Genomic DNA, 17,880 nt, shown 5'->3' on the forward strand with positions numbered 1-17,880 from the left:
CGGATGTCGTCACGGCTCAACCGCTCCGCCTTGCTTGCGTGCTGCCGGTGCCTTGGGATGCGAGTCCCGATCCGAGTCCCGATCCTTGGCGAGCTCGGCAAACACGCGCCTGAGATTGCCGTCGCCGTCCTTCAGAATAGTCTCCGCTTCGGTCCTGCCGACGCCCAGCGCCAGAAGGACCGCCGTCTTGACGTCTCCCTCGGCCTGCTCCAGCGAGCGTGCCGCGTGCGACGGATCGCAGTCGGCGATTTGCGCCACCATGGCCTCGGCGCGTCGCTTCAGCTTGGCATTGGTCGGCTGCATGTTCACCATCATGCCGCGATACACCCGGCCAAGACGCAGCATGATTCCCGAGGAGATCAGGTTGAGCACAACCTTCTGCGCGGTGCCCGCCTTCATCCGCGTGGAGCCGGCGATCAGCTCGCGGCCGGTCTCGATCAGGATCGGAAACTTGGCCGATGCCAGCAGTGCGGTGCCAGGATTGTTGGCGATACCGATCGTCACTGCACCGCACGAGCCTGCCTGCTGCAGCGCCGCGACCGTGAATGGCGTTGTGCCGCTGGCGGCGACCGCGATCACCACATCATGCGGTGTGAGCCGCGCGGCATTGATCTGTGTGACCGCATCATCAATGTCATCCTCCGCGCCCTCGATGCTCTTGACGAAGGCACTGTCTCCGCCGGCGACGATGAAGCGGACGCGCTCTTTGGGCCAGGCGAAGGTCGGCGTTAGCTCGGCGCCGTCCTGGACCGCCACGCGCCCCGAGGTGCCGGCGCCGACATAGACAAGGCAACCGTGATCGCCCAGCGCCGCTTGGGCCGCCTCGGTCGCCGCCGTGATCGCGGGGAGGGCATGACCGATCGCAGCGACCGCCGCAAGCTGACCCTCCCACATCGCTTCCATCGCTGACACCAGCGGCCATGCATCGAGGTCGGCAAATCTAGGATCGACGTCTTCGGTGGCCATACTGTTGATCCAAGCGCCATCAAACGCGGAACTTCGGAGCCTGTTCATGGTCAGTTTCTCTCTCGGTCAAAGCCAGCGTGGGTAGGTTCAGCCGCTCTCGCGCGACGAGTAGCGCGCCGGCTACCGCGTCCGCGTCAGGAGGCTTCAGGCGGGCGCGCAGGTCGGGCGTCAGCCATGGCGTCATGGCATCCGCCAGCCCGCCCACCAGCGAGAGCCGATCGATTCCTCTTGCCAGGAATAGATCGAGCAGATCGCCAATGGCATCGGCCGCGCGTTCGACAATGCGACGGCCGACCGGATCGCCCTGATTGGCGTGCCGCATCACGATCGGTGCGAATGTTGCGTAGTCCGTTGCTCTGGCTTGTTCGGACCAGGCCACCGCCTGATAGGGATCATGATCGAATGCGCCCAGCACCTCTGCGAGCAATGGCGTCAACTCGCGGCGGCGATCCGAAGCCCGCAGCGCCAGTCGAACGACCTGCAGGCCGATGTCGGCGCCGCTGCCTTCGTCCGATACGGGAAACCCGTAACCGGCGAGACGGATCTCGCGGGCGTCGACCAGGCCGACACCGACCGAACCCGTGCCGGCCACAACGATTGCCCCGTCCGCGCCGCTATGGGCGCCAAGACAGGCCGCGAGGCCGTCGCTGATGAAGTCAACGGACGCAAAGGGATGCGCGATCTTGCTGAGCGCCGCTTTCGCCCCCCGGCGGCCAATCCCGGCAAGGCCAATTCCGGCGTGCATTTGGCCGAAATCCTCGCGGCTCAGTCCGGCCTGTGTGGCCGCCGCTTCGGTGGCCTCCATGATGGACCGCCAGGCCTTGTCGATGCCAATTCGTGTCGTGGCCGGTCCCGAGCTCGCTTCTCCGAGCGCCGTGCCGTTTTCGTTTTCGATCCGGGCGCGACAGCGGGTTCCGCCCCCATCAATGCCGAGATACGTGGTACCTTTTGTTCCCATGGAACGTTAACGCAGGGGTTTCGCTTCGGGTCCGCACAGGTCGCCGTGGCGTACATATGAACGCTTGTGGCAGACTCGCCTCACGAGTCCGTGACGGCCATTCCAGGATCGATACTGATGGGCCATGCTGGTTCTGCCTCTCTCACGATTGCTGCACAGCACATTTTTGATGGGACCGACATGCGCGGGCCCGGGTCGGTCAGGATCTCGCAGGGACGGATTGAAAGCATCAGCTTCGACGAGGCCGCGCCAGCGTCAATCCGCCTTCCCCGAGATGCGATCCTTGCACCCGGATTGATCGACATCCAGGTGAACGGAGGCGGTGGCGTGCTTCTCAACGACCAGCCGACGGAGGCCGGCGTTCGGCGCATCGTCGAGGCGCACCGCAAGGCCGGGACTACGGGCTGTTTGCCAACCCTCATCACCGATCGACCCGAGGTCGTCGAACGATTGGCCGTCGCAGCTCAGGCGTGCCTCGATATTCCTGGCGTGCTCGGCTTTCATCTGGAAGGTCCGGCCCTCAACAGGTCTCGCAAGGGCATTCATCCGGAAACCGAGATACGCGTGCCCGATCGGCGCGACCTCGCCGCCATCAAAAGCTTCGGCGATCGCGGCCGCTCCACTGTGACCTTGGCTCCGGAATGCGTGCCTGCGTCGATGATCGATGAATTGGTCGGCGCTGGATTGCGTGTCGCAGCTGGCCACAGTGATGCCAGCGCAGAACAAATCCGGCAGGCGGTCGGTCGCGGTCTCTTGGGGGTGACCCATTTGTTCAACGCCATGTCGCAGTTGAGCGCCCGGGAGCCGGGCGTGGTGGGCGCCGCGCTGGAGGAAGACCGGTTGTTTGCTGGAATCATCTGCGACGGCATTCACGTTGAGCGCGCTGCTTTGCGTGTTGCCTTCCGCTGCAAGGGACGCGATCGATTGATGCTGGTCAGCGATGCCATGCCATTGGTCGGCACGGACGACCGGCAATTCCTGCTCCAAGGAAGGCAGATCACGTTGCACGACAATCGCCTGACTGGCAGTGACGGCACACTCGCGGGCGCTCACCTCACCATGATCCAGGCGGTCCGCAACGCTGTTACGCTCATTGGAATCGCGCTCGTCGATGCCCTCATCATGGCGTCCCGGACGCCGGCGGCATTTCTGGGCCTTGGGTCCGAGCTCGGACGGATCGCGGCCGGATACCGCGCGGACTTTGTCGCGTTCAATCCGAGCTTTGAGGTCGTCGACACATGGATCGGCGGCGTCGGTTCGATGGGCGAGGCAACCAAGGCTTCCGAGCGAGGTTAGATGGGCAACCATCCGATCATCGTGCAGAAATATGGCGGTGTCTGCCTTGAAACACCGGCGAAGATTCGCGCGGTTGCGCGCAGTCTCGCCGACCTGCATGGCCGCGGTCATCGTGTCGTCGCGATCGTCTCCGCCATGGGCACGACCACCGACCAGTTGATCCAGATGGCTCATCAGGTCAGCTCTGCTCCCAACCGCCGTGAACTCGATATGCTGCTGACGACTGGCGAGCGCATCAGCATGTCCCTGATGAGCATGGCGCTTTCCGATCTCGGCGTCCCTGCGATCAGCTTCACCGGCAGCCAGGCTGGCGTGATGACCGACGACTCGCATTCCGCCGCACGCATTCTGGATGTTCGGCCGATTCGCGTGCGTGAGGAACTCGACCGCGGGCGCGTTGTCGTGCTGGCAGGATTTCAAGGCGTGAACCCCGCGACCAGGGAAATTACTACACTCGGCCGCGGCGGCAGCGACACCAGGGCGGTCGCGATGGCCGCGGCGCTGAAGGCCGAACGCTGTGAAATCATCAAAGAGGTCGACGGCATTTGTTCGGCCGATCCGCGCATCGTGAAGGACGCAAAGCCGCTCCGGCAGGTAGATTTCGCATCCCTGTCGGAGATGTGCTTCTGGGGTGCGAAGATCTTGCATTTTCGCAGCGTAGAGCTGGCGCAAAGTCAGGATGTGCCTCTGGTTCTCAAGCAGTGGGATGGCGTCGAGCACAGCACACAAGTGATGAAAGGGGTTTTAGGCATGGAAAACGGGCGAGTTCTAGCCGTCAACTCGATAGCTCGCATTGAGCATGTGGAAATCGATTCCAGGGATCTCAATCACGGGTTCGAGAAACTCGCGCAGCATCTCAAGCAAAACAGCCTGTCCTGGCCGCAGCTCCTTGCATCACACTTCGCTGCGGGAAAAACCACCATGACCGTGGCTTGCGATACGGAGTGGCTGGATGCCTTGCTGCGCACGCTGGAGGGCGCTACGGATCTGCGCAAGCAGCGCGAGGCGTCAAGCTCGGTTAGTCTCACCTGCTTCGGCGGCGTTTCATCGGAATTGCCGTTCAGGGCGTTGCAGGTTCTCGAACATCACAGGATTGTCCCTGACAGGTACGTATTGTCCCCGCATTCGGTCAGTCTTTTTCTCTCTGTGGAGAACCGGGAGGCTGCCGTCAAAGCGTTGCATACGCTTGTTCAGCAAACTTACGATCTGAGAAGCATTACGAACGCGAGCTGACGCGGGAGCCGTTTGCAAAATTGTCGTTTGGGAGTCCTGTAAACAAATTCTGGCAATCCTCAGAAGCCGCGCCGAGGGTGACGCCGTCCGAGCGCATCATGGGTGTGAGCTGGTGAAGGAAATCGCGGTCACGCCGGTTGAGATCGTCGGAGAAGGCACGACTTGGCATGCGAACCTCCTCGATAGCGGCTCGGCGGACTGGCAGCTTGCCGCCAGCGTGCTGAGACAACCAGGGATGATCTAGAGCCTGCGTTCGATTGGCAAAGTAGGTCAATCAACGTGGCTCGCCGATTGCTACCTTAAAAACCGTACGCTCGATTTCAATGTCATTTCTACGTAGCGTGTAAGTTGCCGTGTAGGTGCCAGGCGGCCAGGCGGCGCCCGCCCGCTTCCGCCCAGCCGAAATGAAATATTGGGCCTGGTCTCGCGGCAGCTCCGGTGCGCGATACTCCGCGATGACTTGCCCCTGAGGCGATCTCAGCTCGATCACTTGCTCGTCCTCCGCCTGCAGTCCGATAGCGCGAACATACGCGACGATGGCCGCAGAGTGAGGGCCAGGCAGAGATCGCTTGATTTCTCCTGCCTCGATCTCGTCCATGGTCACCGCTCGATCGGCAAAACCGGCGTTGATGATCTCGGTCGGCCGGTAGCCGGGAGCAGCGCTCCCGGTTTGCAGCCACAGCGAACGACCAACGTTGCATTCGCCTTTGACGCCTGCCTCAGCGAATGGATCTACGACGGCCCGGCTCTGCCTCACCGTGAAATGGAGATGCGGGAACTCCGTGTTTCCGGAGAGACCCACCAGCCCGAGTGTCTGCCCGGCGCTCACGCTGTCGCCAGGCTTCACTCTGAGACTGCCTTTGGCCATGTGGCAGTATTGCGTGCTCCAGCCGTTTCCGTGTTCGACGACTGCGCCGTTGCCACATTCCCTGCCGGCGACTGCGGCTTTTCCTGCGACTTTGACCGATACGTCATCTATGCCGTCTCGGGTGTGAGCAACGCGCCCTGAAGCGGCCGCAACGACTGCGACGCCTGTTCTCTGAACGTCCAGATCGGGCAGCCGGATGTCGGTGCCGTCGTGACCATCATAGGTTCGGCGCCCGCATCGAAAGTCCAAGGTCTTGTCGGAGGGATCATGGTCAACGTAGTTCTGGATGAAGCACGTCCTTCCCAAGTCGCAGGCAACCGGCCAAGCAAACAGTTGCGGTTCGGAGCTGGGGGATGCCGTCGCGCAAGCCATGACTGTGCAAAGCGCGAAGGCAAACACAAACGTTTTCATCCGGCCTGTCCGTCCTGATGAAGGGGAGCGCGACAAAGCGTGCTGCGGAAGCGCAATTTCATGACTGATGTCCCAAGAACTTTGGCGAATACCACACCGTGAAGCCACCCGAAAGGATGAGGATCAGTCCGCGAACGCAACAATCGACTCCTTATCTGCCGAATTTGTGCTGTTTCAGCCAACCCCGTATCTCTCGCGCGAGGAACACGCATCCTAAGCAGCCTACAACGATGCACAGCAGATGCAGCCCAAACAAGCCGACGAAGTTGAATGGCTGATCGATAAACGTGATCAGCTGATAGTTACTGGGGCCCGCCTTTGGCACGAAAATTCGCCCACAGCATTCCAGCAGGGTACCACTGGCTCAGCTGGTAGAACCCGTGCACTTCCATTCCATGATAATCGATACTAAGGCGCCGACGAGCGGCCTTGGTACGTACGCGATGCTGTAGAATGGGACGATCCCCTGATCTCCTCAAGGCCAGAGACAGATTCGGGCAACATCAGCACACCACGCCTGCTCGCTTGGCGAGGATCCGAAGATCAAACGACTTCGAAATTCGGGATATCTCGCCGGCGGCAATGTGGCGGCATGCCGACCAACGCTGGCGACAGGGGCTTCTATTATTTCTGCCGCAGTGCACGGGCGAGCTGATCTTCCAGCGGCTTGCGCAGGTAGGCGATCGCCGTCCGCACGCCGTTCTGGATGAATGCTTCAACCGGCATGCCGGGCACCAAAGCCTTGCCGTCGAGCTTGGCGAGTTCGCTCGCGTCAATGCTGATGCGGGCGACGTAGTAAGCCGCGCCGGACTGCGGGTCTTTGGTCAGATCGGCGGCGATCCGCGTCAGCGTGCCGTCGAGCTCGGGGGTCACGGCGGCGTCGAACGCGCTGAAGCGGAGCTTGGCGGATTGCCCGAGCTTGAGCCGGTCGATCATTTGCGGATCGACCCGGGCCTCGACCACAAGCGAATCCTTCGGCACGATCAGCATCAGCTGTTCGCCCGCGGTGATCACGCCACCGACGGTGAAGACCGATTTCTGGTGGATCAGACCGTCCTGCGGCGCGCGCAATACCACGCGATCGAGCTGGTCCATCGCGGCGATGCGGCGTTCGCCGAGATCGGCAAGCTTGGTCTCGACGTCGCGCAGTTCGGTCGCGACTTCACGGCGCTGGTCCTGAACCAGCTGGATGATCTGCAGTTCGGTCTCGGTGATCCGGCCCTTGGCGCGCGCGATCTCGGCGATCAGCTGGCCTTCCTCGCCGGTCAGGCGGGAGGCCTCGCGCTCGAGTACGGTGAGGCGCGCATAGGGCACCAGGCGCTTGTCGTACAGCTGGCGCACGCCCTCCAGCTCGGTTTCGATCCAGCGGATCTGTGCACGCTTCGACGCGATCTGCGCCTCCAGGCCGCGGATTTCGTCCGCGATCTGCGCCTTGCGTTCGCGCAACTGCGATTGCTGGCCGCTGATAGCTTCGCGCCGCCGGTCGAACAGCGTGGTCTCGCCCTCGATCATCTCCGCGATCGAGGCGATGGCGCGGCGTGCGACGATCTCGCCGGGCAGCACCACCGCGTCGCGGCCGTTCTGCTCGGACTGCAGCCGGGCACGACGCACCCCGAGCTGGTTGAGCTGGTTTTCGATCAGCGCAAGGTTGGCGCGCGGCAGCGTCTCGTCAAGTCGGACCAGCATGTCGCCGGCCTGAACCTGATCGCCGTCGTTGACGGAGATTTCGGCGACCACGCCGCCGGTCGGGTGCTGAACCCGGCGGACGTTGCTGTCGACCACCACCTGCGCCGGCGCGATCACGGCGCTGGCGAGCGGTGCGGTCATCGCCCAAACGCCGGCGGTGGACACCACGATCGCCAGCGTGCCAATTCCGAGTCCAGTGGCGCGCCTGATATCGCGAAACGGATCGCTACGGCGAGCTTCGGGCTTGCGGGGTGCGGCCATATGGGGGTCCTCAACTGGCGGCGGCGGCAGGAACCGAGCGCGCATCGGGCACCGCCTGCAGCGCCGCGCCGCCCGGCGGCGGATGAGCGGCGAGCGATTTGCGCAGCACTTCATCCTTTGGGCCGAACGCCTGTACGTGGCCGTTCGCCAGCGTCAGCACGAGATCAACCGCGGCGAGCGCCGCCGGCCGATGCGCAATGATGACGGCAATGCCGCCGCGCGCCCGGACGCGCCGGATGGCATCGGTCAGCGCGGCGTCGCCTTCGGCGTCGAGGCTGGCGTTCGGCTCGTCGAGCACCACCATGAACGGATCCTTGTAGAGCGCGCGCGCCAACGCGATCCGCTGCCGCTGGCCGCCCGACAGGGTGGCGCCGGCTTCGCCGATCCGCATCTCGAACCCCTTCGGCAACTTCAGGATCATCTCGTAGGCGCCGGCGGCCTTCGCCGCGGCGATCACCGCCGCCTCATCGATCTCAGGATCGAAACGTGCGATGTTTTCCGCTACCGTTCCGTCGAACAATTCGACGTCCTGCGGCAGGTAGCCGATCATGCCGCCGCGAATTTCTGCCGGCCACTGGTCGAGGGTGGCGCCATCAAGGCGGATCTCGCCGCGTGCGATCGGCCAGATTCCGACCAGCGCTCGTGCCAGCGTCGATTTGCCGGCGGCTGACGGGCCAATGATGCCGACTGCCTGGCCGGCTTCGAGTGCGAACGAGGCGTTGTGCACGATCGCGGTGGTGCCGCCGGGGGCGGCGATTGTGACCTGCTCGACCGTGAGCCGATGGACGGCGCGTTCGGGCGCGACGTCAGGGTTCGAGGCGTCGCCCTTGCCCAGAGCGGCGCGAAGCCGTTGGCCCGCTTGTCGCGCGCCGAGGAACGGACGCCAGATGGAGATCGCCAGTTCCACCGGCGCGAGCGCGCGGCTGCCCATGATCGACGCGGCGATCATCACGCCGCCGCTGGCCAGCCCCTCGATCACCAGATAGGCGCCGAGGCCGAGCAGCGCCGATTGCAGCATGAAGCGCAGCGTCTTTGATAACGCGCCGAGCGATCCGGCGATGTCCGCGTTGCGTTGCTGCGCGGCGACGAGATCATCGTTGGCGGCGCCCATCCGGTCGATCAACCGCTGCTCCATGCCCAGCGCGGCCACGATTTCGGCGTTGCGCCGACCCGCTTCAAGCTGGACGCCGCGGATTGCGCCGGCGCGCGAGGCGTCCCGGGTTGGCGCCCGCGTCAGCACCTCGGTGAGCAGCGCGATCCCGAACAGCAGCATCGCACCCACGACCAGCGTCCAGCCGAGATAAGGATGCAGGAGAAAGCAGCCGGCGAGATACAGTGGCATCCACGGCAAGTCGAACAAGGTGGTCGGGCCGAGCCCGGAGAGGAACGACCGGACCGAGTCCAGATCGTGCGACAATTGCAGGCCGCGATTCGCGCCGCCGCGCAGCGGCCCGCGCAGGATATCGCAGACGACCGGTTGCCACAGCGCCGCGTGCAGCGCCGATCCGATCCGGGTCAGAATGCGCTGACGCAACAGATCGAACAGCCCTTGCATCGCATACGCCGCCGTCACCGCGATCGACAGCGCGATCAAGGTCGGAATGCTGTGAGATGGAATGACCCGGTCGTACACCTGCAGCATGTAGATCGAGCCGGTGAGCATCAGCAGATTGAGCACCGCCGAGAACAGTCCCACCGTCAGAAAGGCCGTTCTGCAGGAGGCGATCGCGGCCGACGCGAGATCGCCGGACGCGGGAGTCGACGCGGAGGACGTTGCTGCGCTCATGACACTCAATTCAGAAACGACGTCGGACCGCCACCGTCGGATGCGGTCGGCGTTCGTTAGCGAGGTTCAACGTCAGGCGCATGACAAAGCGACCCCCACGAAAACGCGAGCGGTTCCAACGAGGCTGCGATGCTCTGCGGCGAAACGCCGCCTTGGTTCGGAAGTTCGGCCGCGCAGATCGGCAATCGAACCTGGCGTGGTCGCTCCTCGCGGCGGGTCGATTGAGCTGTCACGCGATGACCCATTGGCAACTGCCGCCGGCCGAGAGGTCGAGCGCGCCTCCCCGCGCAAAGCTGGTAGTTGGTTCTCTCGATCTTCGCGGGGGCTCTTCGGGTGGCGACTTCACCGGCCCGTTAAGAAGCAGTCACCGATCTGTTGTCATCTGCGTTCTATCAACTCAGTAACGATACGTTAACCATCGGCCGTCTGGACCACGCCCTCGCGCATGCCGTGAGGCGGTGATCTGCGACGTCTTCTCTCAAGCGCTGGAGTGGCCATAATGTCAACGAACCCTCATGTCCTGGCGAACGGCGATTTCCTGCAGGATTGGTCCAATACCGGCCTTGTCACGACCAACGATGACTGGTCGGGGGTCGCATCGATCGTCGGCTATCTCGGCAACGATGTCGTTTCGGCCACCGGGGTGGACGCGCGTACGGCTACCGGACCATCGTCAGGAGATATCGACGTCGTCGCCAACCAAACCAACACCGCCATCACCAACGGCGGTGTGGCCGAGTTCCAGATCGCCAACCCGACGGTGGCGCTGAACGGTTCCAACAGTGCGGATGCCCCCGGCCTCGTGATCCATCTCGACGCCACCGACCGCAAGGATGTCCGGCTGAGCTTCAACGCACGCGACCTCGACGCCAGCACGGACGACTCTGCACAGCAGATCAACGTGCAGTACCGGCTCGGTTCGAGCGGGCCGTGGACCAATGTTCCCGGCGGTTACGCTGCTGACGTCACCACCGGCGGTACCGCGACTCAGGTGACACCGTTCGATCTGCTGCTGCCTGACGCCGTCAACGGCCGCAGCGACCTCCAGGTTCGCATTCTCACCACCAACGCCGTCGGAAATGACGAGTGGGTCGGCATCGACGACATCCGCGTCACCAGTTCGTCCGAATCGGCGATCGAAATGCAGCACGTCGCATTCGCGCCGGATTCGCTTACGGTGTCGCATGACGAAGGTAGCAGCGGTCCGACCGTCTTTCAGTTCACCGTCGAGCGCAGCGGCGGCACCACGGGCAATGTCGCGTTCTCGGGAACGATCGCTTCGGCACAGACCGATGCGGCCGACTATGTCGGCGGCGAGCCGGTCAGCTTCAGCGGCAGCATCGCGGCGGGAGAGACCTCCGCGGTCGTGACCGTTACCGTCGCCGGCGACACCGACAATGAGGCGAACGAGAGCTTCACGCTGACGCTGCAGAACGTTTCCAATTCGGCGGCCGTGACCACCACGATCGGCAGCGCTGCGACGGCGACCGGCACCATCGTCAATGACGACATCGGCATCACCAAGATCAGCGCGATTCAGGGCAGCGGAGCCAGCAGCGCCATGGTCGGTCAGATTGTGACCGTCGAAGCCATCGTTGTTGGCGACTTCCAGAACGGCGATGCCGACGCCGGCCGCAATCTCAACGGCTTCTATCTCCAGGAGGAGACTACCGATTCCGACGGCAACGTGCTGACCTCCGAGGCGATCTTCGTGTACGGCGGCGCCACCGACGTCCAGGTCGGCGACCGGGTCCGCGTCACCGGCTCGATCAGCGAATATTTCGGCCTGACCGAGCTCACCGCGAGCAGCATTTCGGTCGTTCAGGCCGGCGCGGTGGCCGACATTGACACGATGGCGACGCAGATCGACCTGCCGTCGATGGGCACGACGCTGAGCCAGGACGGCGACTACCAGCCCGATCTTGAAGCCTATGAAGGCATGCTGGTCACGATTCCGGAGACCCTGACCGTCACCGAGCAGTTCAATCTCGACCGTTTCAACGAGATCAAGCTTGTGGCGGGCGAACGGCCCGAACAGTTCACGCAGGAGAACGCGCCCGACGCGGCCGCCTACCAGGCGTATCTGGCCGAGCTTGGTGCTCGCACCATCACCTATGACGATGGCCTCAACGTCCAGAATGCGGCGATCAACAACCTCGATGGCTTCGATCCGAACGACAACCCCTCCGCCGCGCCGAACTACGGCACCGCCGACGCGGTCCGGATGGGTGACACCATCGCCGGCCTGACCGGCGTGCTCGACTATCAATGGGCCGGCAACTCCGCCTCGGGGGCGACTTGGCGGATCCGTTCGGTCGAGGACGGCGCCAACACCTTCGGAGCCGGCGACAATCCGCGCACCGATGCGCCGGAAGACGTCGGCGGCCGTCTGAAGGTGGCGAGCTTCAACGTGCTGAACTACTTCACCACGCTGGACAATGGCGGCACCACCGCGATCGGCCAAGCGCCGCGCGGCGCCGACAACGGCGCGGAGTTCGCACGTCAGACCGAGAAGCTGGTCGCGACCATCCTCGACATGGACGTCGACGTGCTGGCGCTGACCGAACTGGAGAACGACTTCTCCGCCGCATCGTCCGGCAACGCAATCAAGTATCTGGTCGAGCAGCTCAATGCCGTGGCTGGGGCCGGTACCTATGCCTGGGTCGATCCCGGCCAGCAGTTCGTCGGCGGCGACGCCATCGCGGTCGGCTTCATCTACGACACCACCGCGGTGAAGATCGCCGACGGCACGACTATCGAGATCCTTAACGACGCCGATCTGCCCGGCCTCGGCCTCGGCGGCCTGCTGGAGCAGAGCACGGTCGGCGCCGTGTTCGACGGCGAGAACACCAGCCGCAATGCGCTCGCGGTGACCTTCGAGGAGCTTGCGACCGGCGAAACCTTCACGGCGATCGCCAACCATCTCAAGTCCAAGAGCGGTACCGGCTCCGGCGCCGATTCCGATCAGGGCGACGGCCAGGGCAACTGGCAGAACCAACGGGAATTGGCCGCCACCGCGCTGACCGCGTGGGCAGCCACCGATCCGACCGGCTCGGGCGATCCCGACGTCATGCTGCTCGGCGATTTCAACGGCTACGCCAAGGAGCAGTCGACCGCGCTCATCGGGAGCGCGGGCTATGAGGATTTGCAGGCCCGTGAGGACGACGCATATTCCTATGTGTTCGACGGCCAGACCGGCACGCTCGACTACGCCTTCGCCAACGCCAGCCTCGGCGAACAGGTGTCCGGTGTGACCACCTGGCACATCAACGCCGACGAGGCCGATGCGCTCGACTACAACACCGACTACGACCGCGACACATCGATCTTCGACGGCGACGCCCCGGTCCGGGTGTCCGACCACGATCCGGTGATCGTAGGCCTCAACCTCGGGGAGCAGGAGCCGACCCCGGCTTACACGCTGCAGATTCTGCATGCCTCGGACTTCGAGGCGGGCCTGAACGCGGTCGATCGCGCCGGCAACTTCGCGGCGATTGTCGACTATCTCGAGGATACCTACGAGAACTCGATCACGCTGTCGTCGGGCGACAATTTCATTCCCAGCCCGTTCTTCAGCGCCGGCAGCGACAGCTCGCTGAAGGAGGCATATGAAACGGCACTTGAGACCTATTACGGCCTCGCCGCCGGGACGCTGAATATCTCGCCCGGCTTCGGTACCGCCGACATGGCGATGCTGAACATCATCGGCGTGCAGGCCTCCGCGATCGGCAATCACGAATTCGACGCTGGCACCAGGGCATTCGCCGACATCATCAGGCAGACCGCCGGTTATCCGGGCGCGCAGTTCCCCTATCTCTCGGCCAATCTGGACTTCTCAGGCGATACCAATCTCGCGTCGCTCTACACCGGCACGATCCAGGATGCTGACGCTTACACCGGCTTCCCGCCGGCGGCGGGTATCGGCAAGAAGATCGCGCCGGCCACGGTCATCGAGGAGAACGGCGAAAAGATCGGCGTGATCGGCGCGACCACCCAGATCGTACAGAGCATCTCCTCGACCGGCGGCGTCGAAGTGATCGGCGACAATGTCGATGACATGGCGACGCTGGCAGCAATCCTGCAGCCGACTATCGACGGCCTGCTGGCTCAGGGCATCAACAAGATCGTCCTGGTCAGCCATCTGCAGCAGCTCGCGCTCGAAAAGGCGCTTGCGCCCCTGCTGCACGGCGTCGACGTCATCGTCGCCGGCGGCTCGCACACGCTGCTGGCGGACGAGACCGACGTGCTCCATGCCGGCGACACCGCTGCCGACACCTATCCGATCGTCACCGCAAACGCCGACGGCAATACCACGCTGATCGTCAACACCTCCGGCGAGTACTCCTATGTCGGACGACTGGTGGTCGATTTCGATGCTGAAGGCAACGTGATCTACACCGCCAACACGGCGGTCAACGGTGCTTACGCCAGCACGGAAGAGGTGGTCGCCTCGCTGTACGACGGCAACACCACCGTCGACGTCGACGATGACGGCGACGTAGATGCCGACGATGCCGATGCGTTTGCCGACGGCGGCCGCGGCGATCTGGTCAACGACATCGCCCAGGCGGTGGGCGGCGTCATCGACGCGCAGGACGGCAACACTTTCGGCAAGACGGACGTCTATCTTGAGGGCCGTCGCAGCGAGGCGCGCACCGAGGAGACCAACCTCGGCGACCTCACCGCCGATGCAAACCTGTGGTACGCCCAGAAGGTCGACCCGACCGTGCTGGTTTCGATCAAGAACGGCGGCGGCATCCGCGACTCGATCGGCTACGTCTATGCGGTCGGCGGCGAAGCGGTGGAGAGCCCGCCGCTGGCGAACACCAGCGTCGGCAAGGAAGCGGGCGAGGTGTCGCAGCTCGATATCGCCAACTCGCTGCGCTTCAACAACGCGCTGTCGATGGTCACGGTGACCGCGGATCAGCTGCTCAAGGTGCTCGAGCATGCCGTGGCGGCGACCACGGTGACCGCGACGCCCGGCCAGTTCGCCCAGGTCGGCGGCATCGCGTTCTCGTTCGACAAGGACTTGCCGGCCGGCAACCGCGTGCAGTCGGCAGCGCTGCTCGATGACAACGGCAACGCGGTGCTGACGCTGGTCGCCAATGGAGAACTGGCAGTCGAACCGGAGATGGCGATCCGGGTCGTGACCTTGAGCTTCCTGCTCACCGGCGGCGACGGCTATCCGTTCGCGAGCTTCATCGCGGCCAATCCCACGTTTGCCAACGTCGTCAACCTCTCGCCAGACCTGGTCCCGGATGCCGGGCAAGTGGCGAACTTCGCCGCCGAAGGCACCGAGCAGGATGCTTTGGCCGAATACATGGCGGCGAACTACTCCGACACGCCCTACGACGTCGCCGACACCGACCGGGCGCACGACGAGCGCATTCAGAACCTCGACTATCGTCAAGACACGGTGCTCGAAACCGAACCGCTGGTGCTGGTCGGCGACGAGGGTGACAACGAACTCACCGGCGCGATCGGTGACGACGTTCTCACCGGCCTCGGTGGCGACGACGTCCTCGCCGGGCTCGCAGGCGACGACCAGCTCGACGGCGGCGAAGGCGATGATACCCTGTCCGGCGGCGAGGGCGACGACGCGCTGCTTGGCGGTGCAGGCGACGATACGTTCGACGGTGAGGCTGGAGACGACCGGCTCGCGGGCGGCGAGGGTGACGACACCCTGACCGGTGGCGAGGGCGACGACGTCCTGGTCGGCGGCGAAGGCTATGACACCCTGCAAGGTGGCGCAGGCAACGACGAGCTGGCGGCCGGCGCCGGCGACACTGCTGAAGCCGGTGACGGCGACGATCTCATCATCGTCTCCACCGAGGACGCCGCGCCGAGTTCGATCGACGGCGGCGACGGCAATGACACGGTCAAGCTGATCGGTGGCGGCACGGCGGAGCTGATCGCCACGCTCGATGTCGAAAACCTGCTGGTCGCAGCAGGCACTTGGTCGGCCGCCGGATCGGCGTCGTACGACAACGTGACGATCCAGGACGGCGCCAAGCTGGCTTCGAGCCTCATTGTCGACAACAACGACCACGTCGTCATCGAGGCCGGCGGTGCGCTCGCGGTGTCCGGCAACGCGATCGTCTGGCAGGGCGGTGGCGACGCGGTCATCGACAATGCCGGCGAGATCGCAGGGTCGACCCGTGCGCTCACCACCACGGCGGGGGCGACGGGCTCGTTGACCCTCAACAACCAGGCGGGCGGAGTCGTCCGCGGCGCGCTGACCCCGGAACGGGCCGGTCATGCCGATGCGACCATCACCGTCAACAACGCCGGCGTGATCGAAGCGAACGGCCGCGTCCTCGATTTCCGTACCTTCGACAACAACGGCGCGTCGGCGGTGATCAACAACCTTGCCGGGGGCATCATCCGCCAGCACAACGCCGATACGGACGTGATCCGCCCCGGCACTGACGGCGTCGTCAACAACTGGGGGACGATCACGACGGATCCGACGTTCGTGGGCGGAGGCGATCTGATCGACTTCCAGAGCGACACCGGCGGCAAGGTCAACAACTATGCCGGCGGCTGGATGGAAGCTTCGCGGCATGCCGTCACCGGTGACAACGCTGTCACCGTCATGAATCGCGGCACGATGATCGGCCGCAACGGGTCCGCCGTGAACTTGGACACCGACGGGTCGCTCGCGCAGAAGGCGTTCATCACCAACCATGGAGTGATGGAAGGCCGGTCCGCCGAACTGGCCGACTCCGATGGCGACGCCATCGACGTCGACGGCTTGGTGCAGGTGCTGAACTATGGCCGAATTGCCGGCCTCGGTGCCGAAGGCTATCATGACGGCGAACCGAACGTGTCCGAAGCGATCGCGATCGGCGGCGGCGAGATCGTCAACAGCGCCACCGGCGAGATCTACGGTTATGGCCGGGGGATCCAGGTCGACAACTCCAGCAACAGCAACGCGCTGGGGGCGACCACCATCGTCAATGACGGTCTGATCCAGGGCGATGGCCGCGGACCGGAAGGGGTTTCGCCGGAGGACGCTGCCCGGTTCGACCTCCGCGGCAACGAGGCGATCAACCTCGTCGGCGACTACGAGGACTTCGTCGGCAACAACAGCACCGGGCGGATCGTCGGTGGCATCTCGATGGGCGGCAGCCGCGACACCCTGAACAACTCGGGGTCGATCGTTGCGACGGGCGGTTCGGCGATCGACATGGGCGCCGGCAACGACCAGGTCAACCTCTACGTCGGCGCCACGGTGACCGGCACGATCCTGCTCGGCGTCGGCGACGACGTCGCGCTCTCGACATCCGCGGGCGGCTTCGTCATCGATGGTGCCGATGGCAGCGACACCATCGCCATGGACTACACTTACGGCGGCAATGACGTGTTGTTCGGCGGCGCCGGCAACGACTACATCTACGCCGGCGCCGGCAATGACCAAGTCGATGGCGGTGCCGACAACGACACGTTGTACGGCAATGACGGCGGCGACGTGATCAAGGGCGGAGCGGGTGACGACATCGTCGATGGCGGCGCCGGGAACGACGTGCTGCTCGGCGGCCTCGGCGACGACGTACTCCGAGGCGGTGCCGGTGACGACACCATCGACGGCGGCAGCGGTCAGGATCTGCTGGATCTGTCCGACGCCACCGGGGCGGTCACGATCAACCTGGCGTGCGGCACCGCGACCGGCGCAGGCATTGGCACCGACCATTTCAGCAATATCGAGGGCTTCATGCTCGGCGCCGGTGCGGACCATCTCACAGGCGGCAACGGTGCCGATATGTTCGATGGCGGAGCTGGCAACGATGTCATCGCCGGTGGAGCCGGCAATGATACGCTGCGCGGCGGCGACGGCGACGACGGCGTCGACGGTGGCTCCGGCAACGACGTGGTCGAGGGTGGCCTCGGAAACGACGCGCTGAAGGGCGGCTCGGGTGCCGACGTCGTCTCCGGCGGCGACGGCGACGACAACATCGATGGCGGCTCCGAGAACGACACGTTGAATGGTGGTGCCGGCAACGACATCATCAAGGGTGGCTCGGGAGCCGACATTCTCGCGGGCGGTGCCGGCAACGACATTCTGTCGGGCGGCTCGGGTGCCGATGTGTTCATCTTCGCCGCCGGCTTGGGCAAGGACACCGTTACCGACTTCGCCACCACCGGTGCGTCGGCCGATGTGCTGCAATTCTCAAACAGCCTGTTCGCCGACTTTGCCGACGTGATGTCGCATACCACACAGGTCGGCAAGAACGTCGTCGTGACGCTCGATGACGATAATGCTGTGACGCTGACCAATGTGCAGATGGGCTCGCTCTCGACAGACGACTTCCGCTTCGTCTGATCCATCGCGGACTGAACCGAACCACGGAGCGCAACAGCGTTCCGTGGTTCTCGTGCAAGAAGGCCTCGTCACCAAGGATGAGGCGCTGGGGC

9 protein-coding genes are annotated in these 17,880 nt (G+C 64.4%); 4 read left to right on the forward strand and 5 right to left on the reverse strand.

The genetic code is table 11. The features are described 5' to 3' along the window. Positions 1-9: 9 nt before the first annotated feature. The gene (locus tag ABIA45_RS38825) at positions 10-966 is read right to left on the reverse strand and encodes an N-acetylmuramic acid 6-phosphate etherase (RefSeq protein WP_157284148.1); all 957 of its coding nucleotides are present in this window, start codon (positions 964-966) and stop codon (positions 10-12) included. A gap of 19 nt (positions 967-985) precedes the next feature. Next, positions 986-1,924, reverse strand: coding sequence for a BadF/BadG/BcrA/BcrD ATPase family protein (locus ABIA45_RS38830; protein WP_404655565.1), 939 nt, complete (start codon positions 1,922-1,924; stop codon positions 986-988). Positions 1,925-2,041: 117 nt separating this feature from the next. Between ABIA45_RS38830 and nagA the strand changes: the two genes are divergently transcribed. The 3 genes from nagA (at position 2,042) to ABIA45_RS38845 (ending at position 4,697) form a co-directional block, all read left to right on the forward strand. Continuing rightward, on the forward strand, positions 2,042-3,220 hold the full coding sequence (nagA, locus tag ABIA45_RS38835; RefSeq protein ID WP_404655567.1) for an N-acetylglucosamine-6-phosphate deacetylase: 1,179 nt from the start codon (positions 2,042-2,044) through the stop codon (positions 3,218-3,220). Then, positions 3,221-4,453, forward strand: coding sequence for an aspartate kinase (locus ABIA45_RS38840; RefSeq protein WP_404655568.1), 1,233 nt, complete (start codon positions 3,221-3,223; stop codon positions 4,451-4,453). A gap of 112 nt (positions 4,454-4,565) precedes the next feature. Beyond that, positions 4,566-4,697, forward strand: a complete 132-nt coding sequence (locus tag ABIA45_RS38845) for a hypothetical protein (RefSeq protein ID WP_275511582.1) — start codon at positions 4,566-4,568, stop codon at positions 4,695-4,697. A gap of 30 nt (positions 4,698-4,727) precedes the next feature. On the opposite strand, the gene ABIA45_RS38850 is transcribed toward ABIA45_RS38845, so the two are convergent. The 3 genes from ABIA45_RS38850 to ABIA45_RS38860 all read right to left on the reverse strand — a co-directional run bounded on the left by ABIA45_RS38850 (position 4,728) and on the right by ABIA45_RS38860 (position 9,465). After that, positions 4,728-5,732, reverse strand: coding sequence for a M23 family metallopeptidase (locus ABIA45_RS38850; RefSeq protein WP_404655570.1), 1,005 nt, complete (start codon positions 5,730-5,732; stop codon positions 4,728-4,730). Positions 5,733-6,356: 624 nt separating this feature from the next. Beyond that, the gene (locus ABIA45_RS38855; protein WP_157284139.1) at positions 6,357-7,679 is read right to left on the reverse strand and encodes an HlyD family type I secretion periplasmic adaptor subunit; all 1,323 of its coding nucleotides are present in this window, start codon (positions 7,677-7,679) and stop codon (positions 6,357-6,359) included. 10 nt (positions 7,680-7,689) lie between these two features. Continuing rightward, positions 7,690-9,465, reverse strand: coding sequence for a type I secretion system permease/ATPase (locus ABIA45_RS38860; protein ID WP_404655572.1), 1,776 nt, complete (start codon positions 9,463-9,465; stop codon positions 7,690-7,692). A 499-nt stretch (positions 9,466-9,964) separates the two neighbouring features. Here ABIA45_RS38860 and ABIA45_RS38865 point away from each other — a divergent pair, with 499 nt between their 5' ends. Continuing rightward, positions 9,965-17,788 carry an ExeM/NucH family extracellular endonuclease gene (locus ABIA45_RS38865; RefSeq protein WP_404655573.1) on the forward strand — a complete coding sequence of 2,608 codons (7,824 nt, stop codon included), beginning with the start codon at positions 9,965-9,967 and terminating at the stop codon, positions 17,786-17,788. Positions 17,789-17,880 lie beyond the last annotated feature (92 nt).

This window comes from Bradyrhizobium sp. USDA 336 (assembly GCF_044908355.1).
Classification (GTDB): Bacteria; Pseudomonadota; Alphaproteobacteria; order Rhizobiales; family Xanthobacteraceae; genus Bradyrhizobium; species Bradyrhizobium yuanmingense.

Coding starts and splice junctions, on each gene's coding strand:
- ABIA45_RS38825 (WP_157284148.1), bottom strand. CDS start 966: ATGGCCACCGAAGACGTCGATCCTAGATTTGCCGACCTCGATGCATGG.
- ABIA45_RS38830 (WP_404655565.1), bottom strand. CDS start 1,924: ATGGGAACAAAAGGTACCACGTATCTCGGCATTGATGGGGGCGGAACC.
- nagA (WP_404655567.1), top strand. CDS start 2,042: ATGGGCCATGCTGGTTCTGCCTCTCTCACGATTGCTGCACAGCACATT.
- ABIA45_RS38840 (WP_404655568.1), top strand. CDS start 3,221: ATGGGCAACCATCCGATCATCGTGCAGAAATATGGCGGTGTCTGCCTT.
- ABIA45_RS38850 (WP_404655570.1), bottom strand. CDS start 5,732: ATGAAAACGTTTGTGTTTGCCTTCGCGCTTTGCACAGTCATGGCTTGC.
- ABIA45_RS38855 (WP_157284139.1), bottom strand. CDS start 7,679: ATGGCCGCACCCCGCAAGCCCGAAGCTCGCCGTAGCGATCCGTTTCGC.
- ABIA45_RS38860 (WP_404655572.1), bottom strand. CDS start 9,465: ATGAGCGCAGCAACGTCCTCCGCGTCGACTCCCGCGTCCGGCGATCTC.
- ABIA45_RS38865 (WP_404655573.1), top strand. CDS start 9,965: ATGTCAACGAACCCTCATGTCCTGGCGAACGGCGATTTCCTGCAGGAT.